The following is a 23699-nucleotide window of genomic DNA, read 5'->3' as shown; positions in this document are numbered from 1 at the left end:
CGAAAGTAATACCACCGAAAGAAAACGCAATTCTCCTCACATCGCTTTTATTTAGGTATGCGCAGGTAAACAGCCGTTTTCTCTCACATGCGCTTCACAATATCTCTAAACTGACAAGCAATGTAAGGAAGGGCACGGCAAGAAAAGACAAGGGGGAAGCACAATGAGTTATGACATCGTTGCCGCGACTGGGTGTCCCACGGGAATCGCCCACACCTTCATGGCCAAAGAGGCGCTGATACAGGCGGCCAAGGAGAAGGGCCTGACCATCAAGGTCGAGACGCACGGCCAGGTTGGCGTCGAGGACGAGCTCAGCGCCGCAGAGATCAGGGCGGCAAAGGCCGTCGTGATCGCGGCGGACAAGGACGTGCAGGCGGAGCGCTTCGCGGGCAAGCCCATGGTTTCCGTCGGCGTGTCGAAGTGCCTCTCGCAGGAGGCCGCGGCGGCGCTCATCGACCGTGCGCTCGCTGCCAAGCCGCAGGGCGAGCTTTCCGACGAGGTTGCGAACGCCTCTGACGCAGCGGGCACCAGCGAGAAGGAGTCCGTGGGACACGTCATCTACAAGCACCTGATGAATGGCGTCTCGCACATGCTCCCGTTCGTCGTCGCAGGCGGCGTCCTCACGGCGGTCTCGTTCCTCTGGGGCATCTTCTCGTTCGACTCCACCAACGCCCAGTACAACACCTTCGCCGCAATGCTCAAGTACATCGGCGGAATCGGCATGAACCTGATGGTCCCGATCCTCGCGGCCTACATCGCCGAGTCCATCGCCAAGCGTCCCGGCCTGGTCCCCGGCTTCATCGCCGGCATGATTGCCATCCAGGGCCTGCCCGTGCTTGCCGAGACGGGCATGATCGACCCCTCCGGAACGGGCACCGGCTTCGGATTCCTCGGCGGCATCGTTGGCGGCTTCCTCGCCGGCTACTGCGTCCTTCTCCTCGAGAAGGTCTTCGCAAAGCTTCCCGAGAACCTCAACGGCCTCAAGGCAATCTTCCTCTACCCGCTCTGCTCCACCTTCATCGTCGGCCTGGCCATGCTGGCAATCTCCGGTCCCATGGTCTCGATCAACGAGGCAATGATGGGCTTCCTGGGCGGCCTCGCACAGGGCAACAACGCCATCCTGCTGGGCATCGCCATCGGCTGCATGTGCGCCTTTGACATGGGCGGCCCCGTCAACAAGGCTGCCTACGTCACCGGCACCGCCCTCATGGGCGCAGACGTCGCCGCAGGCATCACTGACGGCTCCGGCACCGCAATCATGGCAGCCGTCTCCGCCGCCTGCATCGTCCCTCCCCTGGTGACCACCGTCGCCGGCGTGATCGGCAAGAAGTACTTCACGAACGACGACTACAACGCTTGCCTGGTCAACTTCATCCTGGGTTGCACGCACATCACCGAGGGCACCATCCCCTTCGTGGCGAAGAACATCTGGCCCGTCATGCCCATCATGATGCTCTCCTCCTCCATCGGCGCCGTCGGCTCGCTGCTCCTTGGCGTGCATGACCCCGCCCCCCACGGCGGCTTCCTGGTGCTCCCCGTAGTCACCAACCCGATCCAGTGGGTCCTCGCCATCCTTGCCGGCGCGGTCGTGGGTGGAATACTTCTGATGCTCTTCAAGAAGCACGAGTACGAGAAGAACGGCAACAAGGCCGTATAGCTTCGCCCCCATTGCTTGAAGGCTGGCCCGACGCGTCCCGTGTCGAGCCAGCTTTTTCTACCAACGACAAGCCGAAAGGAAGCACCACCATGGAGAGCTTCGTCAGGAAAGAGCACGTCTCCCTCGAGAACCCCGCAGCCACCACGGCCGAGGCGCTCGCCTTCTTGGCGCACAGGGCAGTCGAGCTGGGCGTGGCACAGGACGAGGACGCCGTCCTGAAGGCGTTCCAGGCGCGCGAGGCGCTGGGCACGACCGGTATGACCGAGGGCTTCTCGATCCCCCACGCCAAGTCGGACGCCATCCAGGACGCCGCAGTCCTGGTAACCAAGTACGCAGAGCCGATTGCCGACTGGGAGTCACTGGACGGGAAGCCCATCAAGGCGAGCATCGCCCTTCTCGTCCCCGACGGCGAGGCGGGAACCACCCACATCAAGCTGCTGTCGAAAGTCGCCGTCCTGCTCATGAAGGAGGACTTCCGCACCAAGGTGCTCACGTCTACCTCTCCCGAGGAGATTGCCTCCCTGGTCTGCGCGGGCATCGAGGACTAGGCCCGCAAGAGGCAATCGCCGACCAAACGTACGCAACGCATACCAAGCAAGCGAGGAGTCGCAATGATCTACACCCTTACCCCTAACCCAGCTGTTGACGTGGTCGTTAGCTGCGATGGATTGACACCCAACCGCGTCACCCGCACCCGCGACGCCTCGTACTCACCAAACGGGAAGGGACTCAACGTCTCGTTCGTGCTCGAGCACTATGGAGTGCCCAGCACGATTCTCGGCTTCTTCGGCGGCTTCACGGGAACGTGGATCGCGGAGGAGGCGGCCAGGACCTGTCCCGTAAAGCCGGTCTGGATCGACGGTATCACCCGCGTGAACATGTTCGTGAACGCCGGCGAGGACGAGTACACCATGCCCAATGCGGGCGCCCCCGTGGAGCGTCCCCAGCAGCAGGAGATGCTCGACCTGATCGCGGGCCTCGAAGACCTCGACACGCTCGTCGTCTCTGGCTCGCTGTCGCCCCTGATGGAGCCCCACTACTACGAGGAGCTCACCGACATCTGCCACAAGAAGGGTGCCGAGATCGTCCTGGACATGTCGCACAAGAGCCTTGCCGAGCTCGTCAAGAAGGAGCCGCTGCTCATCAAGCCGAACGACGAGGAGATCGAGGCCATCTTCGGCGTCGACACCAAGTCGGACTCCGACATCGTGAGCGCGCTTCACCACATCCACGAGCTGGGCGCCAAGAACATCCTGTGCACGCTGGGCGGACGTGGGGCGTTCTTCCTGGACGACAGGCACATCTACCGTGCCAGCGCGGCCAAGATCAAGATCCTCTCGACCGCGTGCGCCGGCGACGCCACGCTCGCGGCGTTCCTCTCGATCTGGCACGACGACCGAGATGCCGTGGTACCCGCCCTCACCCGTGCCATGGCCACGGGAGCTGACGTCGCGTCGAGCGCGGGCCTGGGAGACCTCGCGCGCGTCGATGAGCTCGCGAATCAGATAGAGGTCAAGGTCGTAGAGTAGGGTCCTTCTAAGACGCCAACGGGAGGGTGCGGAGCTTCGGTCCCGCACCCTCCTGCGTTCTTTGTGGGAGGGACTCTTTGTCACGTTAGGGACCGCACGCGGGGAAGTCTCGATACACTATCCTATAGACGCATTGTACGAATCGTTAAGTCTCATCAGACGAAAGGCATCGCATGTGCGACTACATCCTAAGCTGCTGTTCGACCGCAGACCTCACCGAGGGCATGCTGAAGGCCATAGACGTCGAGTGCGTCTACTTCAACTACGAGATCGACGGCATCGCCTGCAAGGATGACTTCGGCAGGACCCACACCTCGAGCGACCTCTTCTCGCGCATGCTCGCCGGATCAGACGTCAAGACCTCCCAGGTCTCCATGGGCGACTACATCGAGTTCTGGAGGCCCTTCCTCGAGCAGGGCAAGAGCGTCCTCCACGTCACGCTCTCGTCGGGCATCTCGGGAACCTACCAGTCGGCATGCATGGCCGCCGAGCGGTGCATGAAGGACTACCCCGGCCTGAAGGTCGTCGTGGTTGACTCGCTCGCGGCCTCCTCCGGCTACGGCCTGCTCGTCGACAAGATGGCAGAGCTTCGCAACGGCGGCATGGGCATCGACGAGCTCGCTGTCTGGGCAGAGGAGCACCGTCTCGAGGTGCAGCACTGGTTCTTCTCGACCGACCTGACGTTCTTCATCCGTGGGGGCCGCATCTCGAAGACCGCGGGCTTCTTTGGCAACATGCTCAAGATCTGCCCCCTCATGAGCGTCGAGGCCGACGGCTCGCTGGCGGTCAAGGAGAAGATCCGCACCAAGAAGAAGGCCGCCGCGCGCGTCGTCGAGCTCATGGAGCAACTTGCCGACGGAAGGCTTGACTACGACAAGAAGGTCTTCATCTCGAACTCCGCCTGCCTGAGCGACGCCGAGGTCGTCTCGGAGCTGCTCGAGAAGAAGTTCGCGAAGATAGATGGCAGCGTGCAGCACTTCGACATCGGCGCGACCATCGGCTGCCACACCGGCCCGGGAACCGTAGCCGTCTTCTTCTGGGGAGACAGGCGCACGGCGTAGGCCAGACGCGGGCAAACCAAGCCAATGAAAAGAGACCCTCGATGGGGTCTCTTTTTTGTCCGATATGGTGAGGCGGGCGAGAAGCGCCTTTTTCCCATGGCCGCTAGATCTCCTGCTGGAAGAGCCACTGATAGAAGTCGAGCTCTCCCTCCGCCTTCTTGCTCGAGCGGAAGGTTAACGTACCGGCGCGGTCGGAGTCGTTCAGAAGCCCGCCGTGCTCCAGGAGGTGGCGCAGCTGGCGAGACGTGCCCTCAGCCCCATCAAAGAAGGGAACGTCGCCCAGGACCTCGCGAATCTGGCTCTTCACGAAAGGATAGTGGGTGCAGCCGAGGACGACGGAGTCGACCTCGCCCCTGTAGCGCCCCACGAGGCTCTCGATGAGCTCGACCAGATCGGGATCGTCGAGCCTGCCCTGCTCGATGCGTGCGGCAAGGCCCGGACAGGGAGCGGGAATGACCTCGGAGCCCACGCCCCACTTCTGCGCGAGGCGGTGGAACTTCTCGAGGCGAAGCGTGACGGGCGTGGCCATCACGAGGATTCGGTCGCTCTTGGGGGCAAGGGTGGCGGGCTTGAGGGCCGGCTCGACGCCCACTATGGGAACCTGCGGGTATTCCTCGCGCAGCGTGGGTGCGGCCGCGGACGTCGCCGTATTGCAGGCGATGACGATGGCCTTGGCACCCTTCGACACGAAGTCGTCGACGATTGCGCGAGATAGCTCGATGACCTGCTCGGTGTCCTTCTCGCCATAGGGGGCGTTCGCAGAGTCGCCAAAGAAAACGAAGTCCTCGCATGGCAGTTCGCGCACCAGGCTCTTCAAGACGCTGATACCACCGACACCCGAGTCGAACACACCCGTGAATCCCCGCTTGTCCACTTCTTCCTCCCCATCGCGCGGGAAGACGTCCCGCCCGAAACACCACGAGGGCCGGTGCCAGCCAAAAGCCGGGCCGAGCCTCGAAACCGCAACTGAGCGCTCTAGTGTATACGTCCGCCGTCAAGCTTGTATGAAGCGTCCGCCAGGCGCTCGAGGCGATCGGTCCTCGAGACGAAGAGCACGCTGCGACTTCCCTTGAGCGCAACGATGGACCTGAGCAGCTCGGCCTCCTGAATGGGACCGAGGTCGCCGGTCGGGTCGTTCATGACGATGAGCTTCGCGGGACTCAGGATGGCTCGGGCGAGCCCCAGGCGCTGGCGCATAAGCCCGTCCTCGCTCAGGCGGCTCGCGGCAGGCTCGTCGACGCCCGTCCCCAGGCCGTCCTCGAGCTCCAGCACGAAGTCGAGGCCGACCTTGCGAAGGACCCCCTCGAGCTCGTCGTCGAAGGCGCTAGGCTTGCCCAGGCGAAGGTTCTGCCGGATGCTCCCGGGGAAGAGCGCCGTCTCGCGCATGACCGGAACAATCGTGGAGCGCAGCTCGTCCTCCGACACGCTCGCCAGGCGCGTGCCCGAGAGCGCGATGATGCCGCGGTCAGGCTCGGCGTGCCTCAGGAGCAGCGCGCAGAGCACGTCCCTTTCGGCCTCGTCGTCGCACTGGACGCTCACGAACTCGCCCGGGGCGATCGCGAGGTCGATGCCCTGGAGGCCGCGGCCGTCGTCGATCGAGCAGCACACGTCGTGGAGAAGGACGCCGGCAAACGCCGTCGGGTCCGCGCTCGCGGAAGCACGGTCCACCTGCTCGGAGGCATTCTCGGAAGAGCCGTCGGAATCGAGGCCTTCTCCACCGCCGTCGACACCGCCGCCATCGACGACCTCCATCGAGAGCATGGCCTCGGCGTCGAGCGCGTCGGCAACGTCGTCGGCGTCGGCCATCAGGATGGCATCGATCCGCTTGACCGCCTGGAGGGCGACGGGAAGCTCCATAATGGTACGAGGGCGGTAGTTGACTATGAGCAGCGTCGCCGCCCCGGCAGCAGCCAGGAGTGCCGAGAAGGCGGGCATCTGGCCGGCGGCGACGTCGGAGGCGAGCCTGACGTAGAGCAGGACCGCCATCGCGAGCAGCACGGCAAGGTCGACCGCAAGGGCGATGCCGACGGTGACGGTGGCGCTCAGCGCGGCACGGCTTCGTGCGGCCGCATCCGCGATCACCCGTGCGTTGCGCTGCGGGCCGGCACCATACTGCTCGACCTCACCCGCGCAGCGCAGGTTGTCGTTCACCAGGACTGTGAGCGAGCGCGTGAGAGAGTGCTCGGTGAGTTGGACGTCATTCGCGCGCAGCTTGACGACGATCGCGATACCCGCGGTCGATGCGACGACGCAGGCGAGGGTGACGAAGCCGCAGAGCGGCGAGGCGATGGCCAGGATCAGGCAGGCGACGACTGAGGCGGCCAGGGTCGAGATGGTCTCGACTACGGGCAGCATCTCGCTCACCAGGCGTTGCGCGACGCTTGCGGGGGCCTTGATCGAGCCGTCACCCGCGAGGCGTGAGCCCGGCCTGACGGCGTCGAGCAGAATGGAGGCACGAACCTGTCGGGCGACGTCGTGAAGGTAGACCCTGCGCGTCCATCGGCAGACGAAGAAGAAGACCGAGGCGGCCAGGCAGAAGCCGATCATGAGCTCGAGCCAGTAATTCGCAAGGATGCCGACGTCGGGAAGCGCGACGCGCATGACACTCGAGACGCCGACGGAAAGGACGTGCGTGGCAAGCAGCCACAACCCCAGCTCGCACAGGGTCGCCACGACGAGCTTCGAGAAGGACTTGCGCGCCAGGAGCGCGACTCGCCAGATTGACAGAAGGCTACTCATGGCCCTCGACCCCCTCTCCCCAACGAGGCTCACCGGTTCTGACCACGCCCTCGGGATGAGGCATCACAAGCACGTTGGTCGCGTCGGGATCCTGGTCGCCCGCGGCGTCGTGCTCGGCTCCGTCGACGGCCTCCGACTGGGGAGGCTCCAGGGCAAGCAGGCGCTCCTGCTGCTCGCACGCGCTTCTGTAGGGCTCGTAGCTCGCCATGAGCTCCTCGTGGGAGCCAGACGCGATGATGGCCCCCTCTGAGAGCAGGTACACGACCTTCGCAAACTGGGCCTGGACCGGATAGCGCGTCAGCACGACGACCGCCTTGAAGCGGGCTATGCCGCGCAGCGCAAGCATGGCCTTGCGCTGGTCGACGGGGTTGATCTCGTCCATCAGGCCATCGATGATGATGATCGGCGTGTTGTGCAGCACGGCGCGGGCCAGCGCCAGGCGCAGGCGCTCGCTGCGCGAGACGTTCGTGCCGCCAGCAACGAGCTCGAAGTCGAGCCCGCCGCGCCTGCGACACTCACTGTCGAGGCCAACGGCCGAAAGGACGCTCCACATCTCGCCCTCGGTGGCCGCAGGGTCGCCCATGAGCAGGTTCTCGCGGACGGTCGAGCTCAAAAGCTCGCTGTCGATGCCCACGTAGGTGATGTAGCGCAGGCGAGAAGTGCGCAGCACGTCGCGCAGCTGCTTTCCGCCCAGCAGAACGTTGCCGCGGTAGTCGCGCAGGTGCCCGGCGAGGACGCCCGCCAGGGTCGACTTGCCGCTTCCCTCGACCCCCACGACGGCGGTGAGCCCCACCGCGGGGACGTCGATCGTCACGGACTTGAGAACGAACTTCTCGCCGTCATAGCTGTAGGCGAGGCGGTTTGTCGAAAGGTGGTCGCCGGCGACGGTCGCAAGCGAGCCGTTCTCGTCGGGAACGCGCAGCGACAGCAGATCGGCCATGAGCAGCGCGGCCTCTTCGGCCTCGGCGACCTCGCCGGACTTGAAGGCCATGATCGAGACGCGCAGGAGTCCGTAGCAGGTGTAGAGGATCATCGAGGTGGCGTGCACGATGTTCGCGCTCGCAAACGACGCGTCGAACGCCGTCGTGTAGACGATTGTCACCAGGCCCACGGCCGAGGTAATCAGGGTGGCGAGCAGCGGGTAGCGACGGCGCCTCTCGCCCATCAGGGTCTCGTCCGAGTCGCGGCTGTTCCTCTCTGCGGCAAGGCCCGCGAAGTCCTCTCCCACGCGATAGTCGCGAAGCAGGTCGGCCTCCTTCACGACCAGGTCGAAGTACGCGCCGGAGTCATCCCCCGCCTCGATGAGCCCCTTTTCGCGCAGCTCGCGCTTGACCAGGAAATACGCGGCGCCGCTCAGCGCGACGACGGCGACGACGAAGGCAAGCAGGGTGGCGGGCATGCGCCAGCCCAGGTACAGGCCGCCTATCAGGATGACGATGACCAGGCCCAAGGTCCCCACCGCCACGGGGACGACGTTGCCCAGGAGGTCACCGATGCACGTGGCGCCCTTTCGCGCGCACCACACGAACTCGCGCTCGCGGCGCTCGGCCACGCGCGTCCAAGAGAGGCGGGTGAGCTTCTCGGTGATGCGTTCCGATAGCTCGAGCTCGACCATGGAGCTCACCTTGGAGCACTGGCTCAGCGAGAGCATGCGCAGGGCGCAGCGGACGGCCACGACCAGCAGGATGGGCGCAATCACCCACAGAACCGGCTGCTGCGGATAGATGATGGTGGTCAGCGCATAGGCAACGCACGTGATGAGTACGACGTCCGCCAGATAGCACGCGAAGAACAGAGCGGCGGCCGCCCACATGTGTGGTCGGCAACGGCGCACGATCTCCCTGATACTCTTGTCGATCATGTCATTCGCCTTCAATATGTGAACCCGCCGTGGCGGGATAGGGTACGCACGGTATGGCTACCATCCATTATTAGGTAAAGTGACACAGTACGCACGCGACAAACGACAGGAGCACACGTGAGCAACGAAGGAAAGAAGGTCAAGGTCCACTACGTCGGAACCCTTGACGACGGCACCAAGTTTGACTCGTCCCGTGACCGCAACGAGCCGCTGGGCTTCACCTGCATGGCAGGCCAGATGATCGCCGGCTTCGACAAGGCCGTCAGGGACATGGAGGTCGGCCAGACCGCCAACGTGCACCTCGAGCCCGAGGAGGCCTATGGCGAGCGCCGTGAGGACCTCATCCAGGAGTTCCCCATGTCCCAGGTTCCCGAGCAGATGCACGGCATCAAGGTGGGCGAGAAGGTCATGCTCCAGTCCCCACAGGGCTTGCCCGTTCCCGCGACGGTCTGCAAGGTGACGCCCGAGGCAATCTCCCTCGACCTGAACCACGAGATGGCCGGCAAGGCGCTCAACTTCGAGATCGAGCTTCTTGAGGTCGAGGACTAGCATGGGAGTCTCGTCCTACAAGGCAAAGCAGATGATCGTGATGCGTCGCGACCTGAAGATGCGCAAGGGCAAGATTGCCGCCCAGGCAGGCCACGCCTGCGTCGAGGCGACGCTTCTGGCCCTCGCCAGGGAGGGCCGCCTCGACGAGGTCCGCGCAACCGAGGACTACGGCTGGGTCTACCTCGAGGACAAAGGCGAGCCCCGCACCCCCCTGTTCGACTGGTTCGATGCCGGTGTCGCTAAGGTCTGTGTCTACGTTGACTCCGAGGAGGAGCTGCTCGAGATTGCCGCAAGGGGCCGCGAGAAGGGCTTCGTGGTATCGCTGGTCCGCGACGCCGGGCTGACGGAGTTCCACGGTGAGGCGACCTTCACCTGTCTGGCATTCGAACCCCTGTCGGCAGATGAGATAGACCCCATCACGGGAGGGCTTCCCCTCTATTAGTCCCTCGCACATAGGCCAAGCATAGAGGCCCAACCGCCCGCGCGTGACGTGCGGGCTTTTTTGTATCGAAGGCAAGCGGGCGACCGTGACGCCAAGGGGTATAGACAGGAGCGATAACCCGTTCAGCTATATTCGAAAGGCAGCCCCAAGCCACCTTTCACCTCATCAAACGCGACACGAGCGCGAACAATCGGCAAGCGACAGGTTTCGTATCGGCACGTAGCACGCAGATGCGACCATACAAGAAGTAGGATACTCATATCACCAATCGTTATGACCGAATCGCTCGGCACGGCCTGCCAGCAACCGAAGGGGCGATCCATGAGAATCGACAGCATCCTCAGAAGCAAGCAGAGCTTCTCGTTCGAGATATTCCCGCCGAGGGGCGACCTCTCGGTCGAACAGGCACGCGGCATCGCCAACGAGATGGAGAAGTGCCGGCCTGACTGGATCTCCGTCACGTTCTCTGCGGGAGGCTCGGGCAACTCGCAGAACACCGTGGAGATCGCGCGTGACATACAGGAGGCGGGCAAGACCACCGCACTCGCCCACCTGACCTGCCTGGGCTCGTCCAAGGCGGACGTCGACTCGATCGTGGACAGGCTCGAGTCGCACGGCGTCGAGAACATCCTCGCCCTGCGCGGCGACCGCGCCCCCGGTCGCGAGGCGAGCGACTTCCACCACGCCTCGGACCTCATCGCGTACCTCAGACAGCGCGGCTTGTGCGTGGGTGGCGCCTGCTACCCCGAGGGCCATGTCGAGTGCGAGAGCCTCAAGACCGACATCGAGAACCTCAAGCTCAAGCAGGACGCAGGCGTCGACTTCCTGGTCACGCAGCTGTTCTTCCGGAACGAGGACTTCTACCGCTTCCGCGAGAAGTGCACGCGTGCGCGCATCAAGGTGCCCATCATCTGCGGCATCATGCCCTTCACCAGCGTCAACCAGATCCAGCGCATGGCCTTCAACTGCGGCGCGTCCATCCCCGCGGCGGTCGTGAAGCGTCTGGTCAGAGCCGGTGACAGCCCCGAAGCCCAGCGCGTGGCGGGAGTCGAGTACGCCTGCGAGCAGCTCGAGGACCTCGCACGCAACGGAGTCGACGGCATCCACGTCTACAGCATGAACAAGCCCGAGATTGCCCGCGCGGCGCACGAGTGCCTCGTCGCGGCAGGATACTTGGAGGCCTAGTGCTCGAGAGCTACGAAATCGATTTGGTAGACCGCACCGAGGTTCTTCGCTACCTCGGCTACAGGGGACAGGATGTCACGCCCGAGCTCGACGCCCGCCTCGACGAAGAGATCGACCATTGCATTCGGACGTCAAGGCCGCAGGCATCGCTTCGCGTGTTCGACGTCGAGAGCCGCTCCCAGCGAGAGGACGGCACGCACGTCGTCCACCTCGCGGGGTCGCCGCTCGAGCTTGCGGGCGAATCCATGCGCGAGCATCTGGACTCGGCCGTCAAGGTGGGCGCGTTCGCCGTCACCATAGGCATGGGAGTCGAGCGCGAGCTAAGGCGGCTGTCCCTCACCAACCACCTCGATCAGCTCCTCTTCGACGCGGCGGCGACCGCCCTGGTCGAGCGCGCGGCGGACGCCGCGGAGGCAAGCCTGATCGCCCGGGCGCACGAGTTCGGGCTCTTCACCAACTATCGCTTCTCGCCCGGCTACGGAGACCTGCCCATGGAGACCCAGCCTCCCCTGCTCCGAGAACTTGGGGGCGAGCGCCTGGGCATCACGCTCTCGCCGACGCTGCTGATGACGCCCACCAAGAGCGTGACCGCCGTGGTGGGCATGTTTGAGCAGCGCCAGAGCTCGACGCGGGCAAGCTGTGCGCACTGTCCCTGCCACGACTTCTGCAAGATACGACCGACGGGAAGGACCTGCCGTGGATAGCAGCAAACAGACGAACGCGAGGCGCCACTTTGGCGCCTACGACGAGCGCAGGCTCCGCATAAAGGACGACCACCTCGCCCGTGTGCTGGCCGGATTGGACTTCCTGCTCTTCGACGGCGCCATGGGCACGCAGCTCCAGGAACGCGGCCTCGCCGCCGGCGAGCTGCCGGAGCTCCTCTGCCTGACCCATCCCGACGAGATCGTCCAGATCCACCAGGCCTATGTCGATGCGGGCTCCGAGGTGGTCACGGCCAACACCTTCGGTGCGAGCGCGCTCAAGCTGGGTGACGCCGCCTCGGTCGAAGACGTCTTCCAGGCCGCCATCGCCTGCGCCCGCAAGAGCGGCGCACGCTACGTCGCGGCAGACATCGGCCCCACGGGCACCCTCCTCGAGCCGATGGGAACGCTCCCCTTCGACGAGGCCTACGAGCTCTTTGCACAGCAGGTCCGCGCAGCCGACGCCGCAGGCGCGGACCTCTTCATCATCGAGACCATGGCCGACCTCGCCGAGGCAAAGGCCGCGCTTCTCGCCGCCAAGGAGAACTCAGACCTGCCCGTGTTCGTGACCATGACCTTCGCCGAAGACGGGCGCACCTTCCTGGGCACCACTCCCGAGGTCGCGGCGGCCACCCTGAGCTCGGCGGGCGCCGACGCGGTGGGAATCAACTGCTCGCTCGGTCCCAAGGAGGTCGCGCCGCTGGTCGAGCGCATGCTCCCCTGGGCCAGCTGCCCGGTGATGGCCCAGGCGAACGCCGGGCTTCCCCGCATGGAGAACGGCGCCACGCTGTTCGACGTCAAGCCCGCAGAGTTCTGCGAGGCCGTGGCCGGCATGCTCGACGCCGGCGTCACGATCGTCGGCGGCTGCTGCGGCACCTCCCCCGCCTACATCGCGGGCCTGGGGGACCGCCTGCTCGGCCGCACGCCCTCCCCACGCGAGATGCGCGACGACCTTGCCGTCGCAAGCCCGCAGAGGCTCTTCTCGCTTCCCATGGGCCACGTCGGCGTGATCGGCGAGCGCATCAACCCCACTGGCAAGAAGAAGATGAGGGAAGCCCTGGTATCGGGCAACTACGACGCCATCATGGCCGAAGCCATCGCACAGGAGAAGGCGGGTGCGCAGGTGCTCGACGTCAACGCGGGACTACCCGAGATCGACGAGCGGGCGACCCTCCTCAAGCTCATGGCGGACCTCCAGGGAATCTCGGGCCTGCCGCTCCAGGTGGACTCCGCCGTCCCCGAAACCATCGAGGCGGCCGTCCGCTCCTACCCCGGCAAGCCCATCATCAACTCGACCAACGGCAAGCGCGAGACGATGGAGGCGGTCATCCCCCTCGCGGCCCACTATGGATGCGCGATCATCGGCCTCACGATTGACGAGAAGGGAATTCCCTCCACGGCCGAGGGACGCCTCGAGATAGCGCGCAAGATCGTTGAGCAGACCGATGCCTACCACATAGCGCGCCACGACGTGATCATCGACTGCCTCGCCATGGCCGCCTCGACCGACCAGCGCGCCCCACGCGAGATCCTCGACGGCATAGCCCTGGTAAAGCGAGAGCTGCCCGGCGTGCGCTGCGTCCTGGGAGTGTCGAACATCAGCTTCGGGCTCCCCTTCAGGCCGCTCGTAAACGCGACCTTCCTCGCCGGCGCATTCGCGGCCGGGCTGGACCTCTGCATCATCAACCCGCTGCAGCAGCGCATGTCCGACGTCGTCAATACCTGGCGCGTGCTCAGCGGGGAGGACGAGAGCGCCCAGTCCTACGTGGCGGGCTACGCCGGCCGAAGCGACAAGCCCTCCAACAGGGCATCCGACGCCCCGTGTCGGGACTCAGCGGCCCCCAACGCAGCCGGAAGCCAGTCCAGTCCGGAGGGCGAGACCGACCCCGTGGCAAAGGCCAAGGGGCTCGTCATCGCGGGACGCAAGGGCCCCATGCCCCAGGTCATCGCAGACATCCTCGCGGGCCACGACGCCCTCTTCGCAATCAACGAGGTCCTGATTCCCGCCCTCGACGAGGTGGGCCTCCGCTTCGAGAGGGGCAGCTTCTTCCTGCCCCAGCTAATGGCCTCGGCAGAGGCCGCCAAAGCGGGTTTCGACACGATCAAGGCACAAGCGTCCGATGCGGGCGCGCCCTCGGCTCGAAAGGGCAGGGTCGCCATCTGCACGGTCAAGGGCGACATACACGACATCGGGAAAAACATCGTCAAGATGCTGCTCGAGAACTACGGCTACGACGTAGTCGACCTCGGTCGCGATGTAGACCCCCAGGACTTCTGCGACGCCGTCGTCGACCAGCACATCAAGGTGGCAGGCCTCTCCGCCCTCATGACCGCCACCGTGCCCGCCATGGCCGACACCATCGAGCTCCTGCACGACCAGGCTCCCTGGTGCAAGGTCATCGTCGGCGGGGCCGTCCTGAACCCCGAATACGCGAAGATGGTAGGGGCCGACTACTACGCCAAGGACGCGACCGAGACTGCCAAGATCGCCGGAGAGGTCTTCGCGGCAGACGCGCAAGACGCGTAGGGCACTAGCGAAACCACGCGCAAAAGCACGCGGGCCACCCTCCGCAAGGAGGGCGGCCCGCATTCGCTCGCGTGGCTGCACACGCCGGTTTCAGAGCCGTCGGAAGGCTATAGCCAGCCCTCCTCCTCTTCTCTCTTGGTACGGCTGAACGAGGAGGAGTGAAACATCAGGTTGAGGTCGTCGAGCTCGTGCCCATGCTCGTTGCGCTCACCGAGCTCCTCAAGCCAGGTCTGCGCCTTCTCGATGGGAACAACCTGTGCCTCGTCATCGTCTATCCACTGCAGGCGCTGCTCTCTTCTGGTCTCAACGGGTTTGGCAATGCCGGCACTGTCACTCATGGCGTCATCCTTTCCGTCGTGGTCTGCAATCGTTGTCAGCAATGAAGATACCGCGACCTCAACGGAGCCAAACCTCTGCCGCATAGGTTGATGCAAAAGGGTGATTGACTCAAAACAGAATCGTAATCTGACCTCCGCCTGCATTCGTTTTTATACCGTTTACCAGCTACTTTATGCCTTATTGCATAAGCGAGGAGGGCGTGGCGTTCAAGGCGTTGACGCCCTTCTCGCATGCGTGGAAAGCGGTAGGCCCCTACGTCTGGGGAGCCTCTCCCGTCTCGAGGATGCGATCGAGTTCGCCCTCGTCTAACACGGGCACGCCCAGCTGCTGCGCCTTGGTGAGCTTGGACCCCGCGGCCTCGCCCGCGACCACGAAGCTGGTCTTCTTGCTGACCGAACCGGACACCTTGGCGCCGAGCTCCTTCAGCCGGGCGCCGGCCTCGGTGCGACTGTACTTCTGGAGCGAGCCCGTGAGAACGAAGGTCAGGCCGGCAAGCGTCTGGGGACGCTCGGGCTCCTGGCCGAAGCCCTCCTGCTCGAGCTTCACCCCCGCCTCGCGCAGACGCTCGACGACGGCGACGTTCTTCTGGACCGAGAAGAACTCGCGCACGCTGTGGGCGATCTTGGGGCCGACGCCCTCGATCTGCGCGATGTCCTCCTCGCTCGCAAGCATGAGGGCCTGCATCGAGCCGAAGTGGTCGGCCAGAAGGTTCGCCACGTTGGTGCCGACCAGGCGGATGCCCAGGCCAAACAGGACGCGACCGAGGCCGCGACCCTTGGACTCCTCCACCTGTGCCATGATCTTACGCGCAATGGTGGCGCCGACGACGATGTCGTCGCCCTCAAGGTGGTCCTTGGTGCTGGTCTCGTACACGCGCCCCGTGCCCACGCCCGCAAGCGTGTCGACGTCGAGCCTGTCGTAGTAGTCGGCCGCGTCGGTCAGGATGCCCTGCTCGACCATGCGGGTCACTATCTCGTCGCCAAGACCGTCGATGTCCAGGGCGTTGCGGCTCCCCCAGTGGATGAGACGCTCGGTCGCCTGGGCGGGACAGTCGATGGACACGCAGCGGAAGGCGACTTCGCCCTCCTCGCGAACGACGGGGCTGCCGCAGCTGGGGCAGGTGGCCGGCATGTTCCAGAGCGGACGCAGCAGGTGCTCCTCGTCCTTGGAGTCGACGGGCCCAACGACCTCGGGAATGACGTCGCCCGCCTTGTGGACGACGATGGTGTCTCCCACGCGGACGTCCTTGCGGCGTACCTCGTCGATGTTGTGCAGAGTGGCGCGTGCGATGGTCGACCCCGCGACGACGACCGGGTCGAACTCCGCGACCGGGGTCAGCACGCCCGTGCGTCCCACCTGGACGCGAATCTCGCGAAGGACCGTGCTCTTCTCCTCCGGCGGGAACTTGAACGCGATGGACCAGCGCGGCGCACGAGCGGTGAAGCCCAACGAGTCCTGCCCCGCAAAGCTGTCGACCTTCACGACGACGCCGTCTATGTCGTAGTCGAGCTCCTCGCGATGCGCGAGCGCGTCGGCGCAGTACTGGTGTACCTCTGCCGAGCTGTCCACGCGGCGCGCGTGCGGGTTCACGCTGAAGCCGCAGTCGCGCAGCCAGTCGAGGAAGTCGTGCTGGGTGTCGACGGCAAGCGGGCCCTCGTCGGCCACCGCATAGATAAAGGTCTCGAGGTCGCGGGCGCGTGTGATGCTGGCGTCCTTCTGGCGCAGGCTGCCGGCGGCGGCGTTGCGCGGGTTGGCGAAGGGCGCGCGTCCGGCGGCGTCGTTCTGCTCGTTAAGGCGCACGAACGAGTGCTTGGGCATGTATACCTCGCCGCGGACCTCGATGCTCTGGCCAAAGCCGCCGTTCGCCACGCGCTCGAGCCCCTTGGGGAGAAGCGCGCGCGGAATGTCCTTGATGGTCAGCGCGTTGGCCGTGACGTTTTCTCCCGTGGTGCCGTCGCCGCGCGTGGCCGCGCGCAGGAGCTGCCCGTCGCGGTAGGTGAGCGCGATGCCCAGGCCGTCGATCTTCAGCTCGCAGGTGTAGGCGACGGGATGCTCGGTAGTAGAGCCCAGGGCCTCGTCCGTGCGCGCCAGCCACTCGTCCAGCTCGTCCAGGTTCATGGCGTCGTCGATGGAGTACATGCGCTGGGCGTGACGGACCGGCTCGAACTGGTCGCTCACGTAGCCGCCGACGCGCTGGGTGTAGCTCTCGGGCGTGGCCAGCTCGGGGTGCACGGACTCGATGGCAAGAAGCTCCTGCAGCGTGCGATCGAACTCCGCGTCGGTCATCTCGGGGTCGTCGAGCGCGTAGTAGGCGTACGCGGCATGCGACAGGATGCGGTTGAGCTCCGCCGCGCGGACCGCAGGCGTCATGCGCTCGGGCGCGGCGTGCGAGGAAGAGGACGCGTCCTTCTCCCCTGCAGAATCGCTCGATCCGGAATCGCCGAACAGGGACATCTGGGGCATATCGTCTGCCATGGAGAACCTCTCGCTCATGCCGCGCGGGCTCGAGGCCTGCCCCCGCCCGCGCGGCTCGTTTTGACGGCTGCCATTATCTCACGGATGGCGCAGGCCGAGCCAAGCTGCACGCAAGCAACGCCCGTCCCAGGGCGCTGGCCGCGTCTACGGCCAGAGCTCGAACAGGCGCCTGGCCGCGGCCGCATAGAGCTCGCGGGACCGGGCGAGCGCCTCGGGAAGCGGCATCCCCTCGGGCGCGCTCACCTCGATGCCCGAAAGCCCGGGCACGAGCTCCGCCTGGGGGTCGCGCGAGCCGACCAGCGCGACGCAGGGCACGTGCGCCCGCGCGCAAGCCGCAGCCACGCCGCTGACGACCTTGCCTCGCGCCGTCTGCCCGTCGTAGCGACCCTCGCCGGTAACGCAGAGCGAGGCGCCTTCGAGCAGCCGATCGAGGCCCACGAGCTCGAGCACCGCGTCAACTCCCAACACCAGCCGCGCGCTCAGAAGCGCCAGGCAGGCCGCGCCCAGACCACCGGCAGCGCCCGCGCCGGGCACGTCGACCGCGCGGTCAGAGCAGGCCTCGAGGCGTCGGGCGTAGTTGCGCATGCCCCACTCGAGCTCCTCGACGACCTGTGGAGACGCGCCCTTCTGGGGCGCGAACACCCGTGTGGCGCCACATGGCCCGCACAGGGGATTGTCGACGTCGCACATCACGCGCAGGCGAATGCGGCCCACGCGCCTGTCGAGGCCGCTCGCATCGATTTCGGTGACGCGAGCGAGGTCCGCGCCCACACCCCGAAGCTCGATCCCCTCCGCATCCAGAAAGCGGACGCCCAGGGCGCGAAGGCACCCCATGCCGCCATCATTGGTTGCCGAGCCGCCGATGGCCAGCGTGACGTCCGCACAGCCCGCGTCGAGGGCGTCCAGCAGCAGCTGCCCGGTACCGAACGTCGAAGTACGGCGCGGATCGCGCTCGCCCTTGTCCACCAGAGGCAGCCCTGAGGCAGCCGCCATCTCTATCACGGCCCGACCCTCTCCCAGGAGCCCGTAGCGCGCCGTCACGCTGCGGCCCACGGGATCGCTCACGACGAGGTCGCGATAGGTTCCGCCGCATGCCGAGACCAGCGCGTCGACAGTCCCCTCTCCCCCATCGGCCATCGGAACGAAGACGCACGAGCAGCCGGGATGGGCCCGACGCGCTGCGACCTCGAGCAGCCGGGCGGTGTCGGCCGAGCTCAAGGTCCCCTTGAACGAATCGGACGCAAATACGAAGCGCAGAGGCATGCCGTTGGCCATACGCCCTCCCTCGAATTGAGCTTTTGCCGGCTATTGTTGCACAATGGAGCCGAGAAACCCGAGCGGCCTCGGCCGCACTACGAAACGGAGCCGCCATGGAGCCTCTGCTCAAACTGACGAACACGTCCGCCGACGGCCATCTGGCCGAATGGGTCGATCTTCTTCCCCAAGAGACCCTGGACCTCATCGAGCGCATCGGCGCAAGCGACGCGCTCGCCGTTGACGAGTCATTCTATCCCGCGCGCGAGGACATCTTCAGCGCACTCAAGGCATGTGCCCCCTCCGACGTGCGCGTGATCGTGCTGGGGCAGGACCCCTACCACGAGCCGGGCCAGGCCATGGGCATGTCGTTCAGCGTGCGCGAGGGCACCAAGTACCCACCCTCGCTGCGCAACATCTTCAAGGAGCTCAAGAGCGACCTGGGTGCAGACGCCACGACCGGCGACCTGACCCCCTGGGCCAGGCAGGGCGTGCTTCTGCTCAACACCGTGCTGACGGTGCCGCGCGGGCAGGCGAACGGCCACGCGAAGCTCGGATGGCTCGACGTGACCAGCCAGATACTGCAGAGCGTCATGACGCTGGGCAACCAGCTGGTGGTGCTGTGTTGGGGCAAGCAGGCCCTCAGCTACACGGAGCACGTCCCGGCCTCGACCCTGCCCAACGTGCACGTCATCGCCTCGACGCACCCCTCGCCGCTTTCGGCCAGCCGCAGCACCAAGGACCTTCGATCGTTCCTGGGCAGCAGGCCCTTCTCACGCGCCAACGAGGTGCTCCAGAACAACGGAGCACGCCCTGTCGACTGGGACGTGCTCGCAGGATAGGTCTCTGTTCGCCGCAACGCTACGCGAGCGAGATCACCCTATAGCCCGCATCCTCGACCGCCTTCGTGAGGTCGGCATCCTTCACCAGAAGGCCTGCCTCGAACGTGGCCGTGCCGGCCTCGAGATCGATGTCCACGTTCTTGACGCCCGTGACGCCCTCGAGCGCCTCGCGCACGTGGCGAACGCAGTTCTGGCACATCATGCCCTCGACGGCCATGGTCTTGCTCTTCATTGGTTGTTCCTCCTCACCGTGTCCCTCGCCTGTGGGGACACGCTCGTCTGATTCTTTCACGCTCGCGGCGACCGAGCGCGACACTTTGGCGGACGGTTCGGCCAAGCCCGTGCCCGAGGGCCTCCAGCGGAACAGGCGCAGCGCGTTGCTCACGACGAACACCGAACTGAATCCCATGGCCGCCGCTCCCACCATGGGATTGAGCGTGACACCCAGGGGCGTGAGGACGCCCATCGCGACGGGGATGCAGATGGCGTTGTAGAACAGCGCCCAGAACAGGTTCTGCTTGATGTTGCGCATGGTTGCGCGACTCAGCTCTACGGACGTGACCACATCCATGGGGTCCGAGCGCATGAGCACGATGTCGGCCGAGCCGATGGCAACGTCCGTCCCGGCGCCGATGGCGATGCCGATGTCGGCGCGCGCGAGGGCGGGGGCGTCGTTGATGCCGTCGCCGACCATGGCGACATGGAGTCCCTCGTCCTGTAGTTGCCTGACCTTATTCTCCTTTTGGTCGGGGAGCACGCCAGCCACGACCTCGTCGACGCCGACCTCGGAAGCGATGGCGGCGGCGCTCTTGGGCTGGTCTCCCGTCAGCATGACGGTATGCAGTCCCAGGCTCCTGAGCTGGGCGACGGCAGAGGCCGAGCCGGCCTTTACCTCGTCTGCGACGCCCAGGACTCCCAGGCACGCCCCATCCGCCGCCACGAAGAGCGGGGTCGCCGCCCTTTGGGCCATGGCCGCTGCCGCACCGGCCTGTGCGCTCACGTCCACGTCAGCCTCGCCCATCAGGCGCTCGTTTCCTACGAGCACGTCGTAGCCAGCGACGCTACCGCGCAGGCCGCCCCCGACGACCTGCCTGAACTCCAAGACGTCGGCCTCGAACGCGATGTTTCTGCCCCTTGCGTACGACACGACGGCCGTTGCCAGCGGGTGCTCGCTCTTCCGCTCGAGGGCGGCGGCGAGGCCCACCATCTCGTCTTCCCCTACGCCATCGGCCAGCGCGACGTCCGTCACCGAGGGAGCCCCCTCGGTGATCGTGCCCGTCTTGTCCAGCACGACCACGTCCAGGGCGCACGCCCCCTCGAGGGCCTCCGCGCTCTTCACCATGATGCCGTTTGCCGCGGCACGCTCCGTTCCCACCATGACGGCGGTGGGCGTCGCCAGGCCGAGCGCGCAGGGGCAGCTGATGACCAGTACGCTCACCGCATGGTTGAAGGCGGCCGAGAAGTCACCCGGGGCCAGAGCGAGCCACGCCAGCAGCGTCACGGCCGCCGCGACGAGCACCGCGGGAACGAACACGCCTGCAATGCGGTCGGCAACGCGCTCGATGGGCGCCTTGGTGCTCGTGGCCTTGTCAACCAGACGGATGATGCCCGCCAGTGCGGTGTCCTCGCCCACCGCAGTGACCCTCATCGTGAACCAGCCCGTCGTGCTGACGGTGGCCCCCGTCACCAGGGAGTCCGCGCACTTCTCCACAGGAAGCGGCTCGCCTGTGAGCGCCGACTCGTCGACGGAGGCCGTCCCCTCGAGCACGACGCCGTCGGCTGGGACGGACTCGCCAGCTCGAACGACCACCACGTCGCCCACGCGCAGCCGAGCGGTGGGGACCCTGGACTCGATGCCGTCGCGCAGGACCGTGGCCTCTCGGGGCGCAAGGTCCATCAGCGCGCTGATGGCGCTCGTCGTCTTCCCCTTGGCGCGGGCCTCGAAGAACTTTCCCAGCGTGATGAGCACGAGGATGGTCCCCGCGGAGTCGAAGTACAGCCCGTGCATCATGGCCTGGTGCGCAGCGTCGAGGTCGAGCGAACCCAGCGCCAAGGCCATCCGGTACACCCCAATGAGGCTGTAGGCGTAGCTTGACGCCGAGCCGATCGCGATGAGCGAGTCCATGTTTGGCGAGAAGTGCGCGAGCGTCCTGAAGCCCGTCGTGAAGTAGCTCCTGTTCACGAACAGCACGGCCGTCGCCAGGAGCAGCTGCGTTATGGCGAAGGCCATCATGCCCTTGTGGCCAGACAGTACAGCAGGCACCGGCCAGCCGAGCATGGGACCCATGGCGAAGTAGAACAGGGGGATGCCGAACACGAGCGACCAGCGCAACTGGATGCGCTTTGCCTGGATCGCCTTGTCCGCGTTAACCCTAGGGTCGTCGGGTCGCGCGGCCAAGAAGGACCCTGCCCCCTCGGCGGGGCCCGCGGCGCCCGCTGGCCGTGCAGCCCTGGGCGTCGCAGCGTAGCCGGCCCGCTCGACGGCCGAGACGACGCGCGCGATGGTCGCCGGGTCGCCGTCGTACTCCAGCTCCATCGTGTTCTTCAGAAGATTGACGCTCGCCGACTCGACGCCCTCGACGCCGCCCGCGGCGCGCTCGACCCTCGCCGAGCAGGCGGCGCAGGTCATGCCCGTGACGTCGAACGCCTCTCGTGTGTTTTGCCGTGTCACGCTTCCTCCTACATGAACTTCTTGAAGAGTGCCATGACCTCGTCTACCGCCTCGACGTCACCCGCCTGGACGCGCTCCACCACGCAGGTCTCAAGGTGGTCCTTCATGACCTCGCGGCTGATTGCCTTCACGGCCGACTGGACCGCCGCGAGCTGCGTGAGGACGTCGCCGCAATAGCGGTCGTCCTCGATCATCTGCCTGATGCCGTTGAGCTGCCCCACCGCACGGTTGATGCGGCTGCCCAGGTCACGCTTGAGCTTCTCGTCGCGTGGCGTGTGCTTCTGGTGGCAGCGGCACGCCTCTTCCTTCGCGTCAGTCTCCACGTCAGACCCCTCTTTCCCAAACCGTCTCACGGAGGTGCCACCGAGGTGGCGTATACCCCCAAAGGCATGTCATCAATGGCAATAATATACCCCCATAGGGTATCCGTCAAACACAAAGGGGCCGGCCCCCCTATCGAGAGCCGGCCCGCTCCGCGCCAGGCGCGAGTCGCCGTCGCCAGGCGCCTATGCGGCGTTGTCCACGCTCGCCCCATCGGACTCGTAGGAGCCGCCGCGGTTGTTGTTCAGGTAGTCGTAGATCTCACGCATCACGTCGTCGTCAGAAGAGCCGTCGGAGCCCCTCTTCTGCCTCTGCTGGGAGTTCGAATCCGACTGTTCCTTCTGCAGGTTCTCATCGGAACCAAGCGTGACGGTGACGGTCTTCTCCTCGTCTCCGCGCATGAGGGTCACGGTCACGGTCTCGCCGATCTTGTGCGAGCGCACGTTCAGAATCATGCCGTCGGCAGACTGGATGTCCTCGCCGTTCACCTTGGTGATGACGTCACCAACTTGGATGCCGGCGGCCGCGGCAGGTCCGCCGTCGGTCACCTTGGCGACGTATGCGCCGGAGGTCACCGAAAGATCGTTCGCCTTGGCGTTCTGGGCGGTCACGGTCGACATCGAGAGGCCGATGTAGGCGTGGGTAACGGTCTCGCCCGCAATGATCTTGTCGGCGACGTCCTTCGCGTAGTTGCTGGGGATGGCGAAGCCGATGCCTGCAAAGGACTCGGTGTCAGACGAGAAGAGCGTGCAGATGCCGACCAGCTTGCCCTCGCTGTTGACCAGGGCGCCACCAGAGTTGCCGGGGTTGATGGCCGCATCGGTCTGGATGAGGTTGGTGTAGAGCGTGTTGCCCGAGGCGGACTTCATCATCTGGTTGCGGGCAAGCGAGCTGACGATGCCCGCCGAGACGGACTGGTCAAGGCCGAATGGGCTACCAACCGTCATGACCCAGTCGCCCACGACCAGCTTGTCGGAATCGGCGATCTCCATCGGCGTCACCTGCGTGTCGCCCCAGTCGACGTGGATGACGGCCAGGTCGCTCGAGGCGTCCGTGCCCACGACGCTCGCGTCGTAGCTCTTTCCGTCATAGGTGACCGAGACGCTCGTCGCGCCATCAATTACATGGTTGTTCGTGATGATGTTGCCGTCGGTGTCGTAGATGACGCCCGAGCCAAGCCCCGTGGCGGACGAGGACGACACGTTCACGACAACGACCGAGGGAAGCGCCTTGGCGGCAGCTGCCTGGGCGACGGTCGCGTCCTCACCGCTTGCAGTGATGTTGATGGTCTGACCGGCCGAGCTGTTGGTCGTCTCGATGACCTGCGTGCCGCCGATGATGCCGAGGCCCATGAGAGCGAACACGACGGCAAGCGCCCCCACGATGCCACCGCCCAGGCCCAAGAGAACCATGCGGAGCCTGCGGGAGCCCTTCTTTGGGGCACCCGCTGCGCCCGGAGCACTCGGCACCATTCTCGGCTGCACGGGTGGCTGGGAAGGACTCGGCTGCTGGGTCGGCTGCGCCTGCCACTGCGACGCCCCCTGCG

19 protein-coding genes are annotated in these 23699 nt (G+C 65.7%); 10 read left to right on the top strand and 9 right to left on the bottom strand.

What is annotated here, in order from left to right; translation table 11 throughout:
* Positions 1-163 precede the first annotated feature (163 nt).
* The 4 genes from B5D13_RS00860 to B5D13_RS00845 all read left to right on the top strand — a co-directional run bounded on the left by B5D13_RS00860 (position 164) and on the right by B5D13_RS00845 (position 4247).
* Positions 164-1657, top strand: coding sequence for a PTS fructose transporter subunit IIC (locus B5D13_RS00860; protein WP_078686403.1), 1494 nt, complete (start codon positions 164-166; stop codon positions 1655-1657).
* 89 nt (positions 1658-1746) lie between these two features.
* Entirely contained in the window at positions 1747-2205 is a 459-nt protein-coding gene (locus B5D13_RS00855) for a fructose PTS transporter subunit IIA (protein WP_078686402.1), read from the top strand.
* A gap of 63 nt (positions 2206-2268) precedes the next feature.
* Positions 2269-3186 carry a 1-phosphofructokinase family hexose kinase gene (locus B5D13_RS00850; RefSeq protein WP_078686401.1) on the top strand — a complete coding sequence of 306 codons (918 nt, stop codon included), beginning with the start codon at positions 2269-2271 and terminating at the stop codon, positions 3184-3186.
* A gap of 173 nt (positions 3187-3359) precedes the next feature.
* A complete protein-coding gene (locus tag B5D13_RS00845) occupies positions 3360-4247 on the top strand; it encodes a DegV family protein (protein ID WP_078686400.1) in 888 nt (295 codons plus the stop codon).
* Between the two features lie 103 nt (positions 4248-4350).
* Here the strand turns inward: B5D13_RS00845 and murI are convergent, their stop codons facing one another.
* The 3 genes from murI to B5D13_RS00830 all read right to left on the bottom strand — a co-directional run bounded on the left by murI (position 4351) and on the right by B5D13_RS00830 (position 8847).
* The gene (gene murI, locus B5D13_RS00840) at positions 4351-5121 is read right to left on the bottom strand and encodes a glutamate racemase (RefSeq protein ID WP_078686399.1); all 771 of its coding nucleotides are present in this window, start codon (positions 5119-5121) and stop codon (positions 4351-4353) included.
* A gap of 101 nt (positions 5122-5222) precedes the next feature.
* Positions 5223-6986 (bottom strand): ATP-binding cassette domain-containing protein, encoded by a 1764-nt coding sequence (locus B5D13_RS00835; protein ID WP_078686398.1) that lies wholly within the window; start codon positions 6984-6986, stop codon positions 5223-5225.
* Positions 6979-8847, bottom strand: coding sequence for an ATP-binding cassette domain-containing protein (locus tag B5D13_RS00830; protein WP_078686397.1), 1869 nt, complete (start codon positions 8845-8847; stop codon positions 6979-6981). The genes B5D13_RS00835 and B5D13_RS00830 overlap by 8 nt, the downstream gene beginning before the upstream one ends.
* Positions 8848-8964: 117 nt before the next feature.
* On the opposite strand from B5D13_RS00830, the gene B5D13_RS00825 reads away from it, so the two are divergent.
* The 5 genes from B5D13_RS00825 (at position 8965) to B5D13_RS00805 (ending at position 14251) form a co-directional block, all read left to right on the top strand.
* Positions 8965-9396, top strand: a complete 432-nt coding sequence (locus B5D13_RS00825) for an FKBP-type peptidyl-prolyl cis-trans isomerase (RefSeq protein WP_078686396.1) — start codon at positions 8965-8967, stop codon at positions 9394-9396.
* Between the two features lies 1 nt (position 9397).
* Complete coding sequence (gene pth2, locus B5D13_RS00820) at positions 9398-9838, top strand: aminoacyl-tRNA hydrolase (protein ID WP_078686395.1); 441 nt, start codon at positions 9398-9400, stop codon at positions 9836-9838.
* 321 nt (positions 9839-10159) lie between these two features.
* The gene (locus B5D13_RS00815; protein WP_078686394.1) at positions 10160-11023 is read left to right on the top strand and encodes a methylenetetrahydrofolate reductase; all 864 of its coding nucleotides are present in this window, start codon (positions 10160-10162) and stop codon (positions 11021-11023) included.
* Positions 11023-11727, top strand: coding sequence for a methionine synthase family protein (locus tag B5D13_RS00810; protein WP_078686393.1), 705 nt, complete (start codon positions 11023-11025; stop codon positions 11725-11727). Before B5D13_RS00815 ends, B5D13_RS00810 begins: the two co-directional genes overlap by 1 nt.
* Positions 11720-14251 carry a homocysteine S-methyltransferase family protein gene (locus B5D13_RS00805; RefSeq protein WP_234970615.1) on the top strand — a complete coding sequence of 844 codons (2532 nt, stop codon included), beginning with the start codon at positions 11720-11722 and terminating at the stop codon, positions 14249-14251. The genes B5D13_RS00810 and B5D13_RS00805 overlap by 8 nt, the downstream gene beginning before the upstream one ends.
* Positions 14252-14358: 107 nt before the next feature.
* Here the strand turns inward: B5D13_RS00805 and B5D13_RS00800 are convergent, their stop codons facing one another.
* From B5D13_RS00800 to B5D13_RS00790, 3 genes are all read right to left on the bottom strand, one after another.
* Positions 14359-14589: a hypothetical protein gene (locus B5D13_RS00800; protein WP_078686392.1), complete on the bottom strand. Its 231-nt coding sequence runs from the start codon at positions 14587-14589 to the stop codon at positions 14359-14361.
* A gap of 253 nt (positions 14590-14842) precedes the next feature.
* Positions 14843-16960, bottom strand: a complete 2118-nt coding sequence (gene ligA, locus B5D13_RS00795) for an NAD-dependent DNA ligase LigA (RefSeq protein ID WP_369821280.1) — start codon at positions 16958-16960, stop codon at positions 14843-14845.
* Positions 16961-17209: 249 nt separating this feature from the next.
* A complete protein-coding gene (locus tag B5D13_RS00790; protein WP_234970614.1) occupies positions 17210-18340 on the bottom strand; it encodes a glycerate kinase family protein in 1131 nt (376 codons plus the stop codon).
* A 95-nt stretch (positions 18341-18435) separates the two neighbouring features.
* Between B5D13_RS00790 and B5D13_RS00785 the strand changes: the two genes are divergently transcribed.
* Positions 18436-19161: a uracil-DNA glycosylase gene (locus B5D13_RS00785; protein WP_078686391.1), complete on the top strand. Its 726-nt coding sequence runs from the start codon at positions 18436-18438 to the stop codon at positions 19159-19161.
* 19 nt (positions 19162-19180) lie between these two features.
* Here B5D13_RS00785 and B5D13_RS00780 read toward each other — a convergent pair whose 3' ends face one another.
* The 3 genes from B5D13_RS00780 to B5D13_RS00770 form a co-directional block, all read right to left on the bottom strand.
* Positions 19181-21832, bottom strand: coding sequence for a heavy metal translocating P-type ATPase (locus B5D13_RS00780; RefSeq protein ID WP_255375250.1), 2652 nt, complete (start codon positions 21830-21832; stop codon positions 19181-19183).
* Positions 21833-21840: 8 nt separating this feature from the next.
* Positions 21841-22155 carry a metal-sensing transcriptional repressor gene (locus tag B5D13_RS00775; protein ID WP_078686390.1) on the bottom strand — a complete coding sequence of 105 codons (315 nt, stop codon included), beginning with the start codon at positions 22153-22155 and terminating at the stop codon, positions 21841-21843.
* Positions 22156-22338: 183 nt separating this feature from the next.
* The gene (locus B5D13_RS00770) at positions 22339-23565 is read right to left on the bottom strand and encodes a S1C family serine protease (RefSeq protein ID WP_234970613.1); all 1227 of its coding nucleotides are present in this window, start codon (positions 23563-23565) and stop codon (positions 22339-22341) included.
* Between the last annotated feature and the right edge of the window lie 134 nt (positions 23566-23699).

Origin of the sequence: Olsenella sp. KH1P3, from assembly GCF_900167315.1 — a bacterium.
Taxonomy (GTDB): domain Bacteria; phylum Actinomycetota; class Coriobacteriia; order Coriobacteriales; family Atopobiaceae; genus Olsenella_J; species Olsenella_J umbonata_A.
The sequence above is the reverse complement of the archived record's forward strand: the minus strand, read 5'-3'. Positions and strand labels throughout refer to the sequence as shown.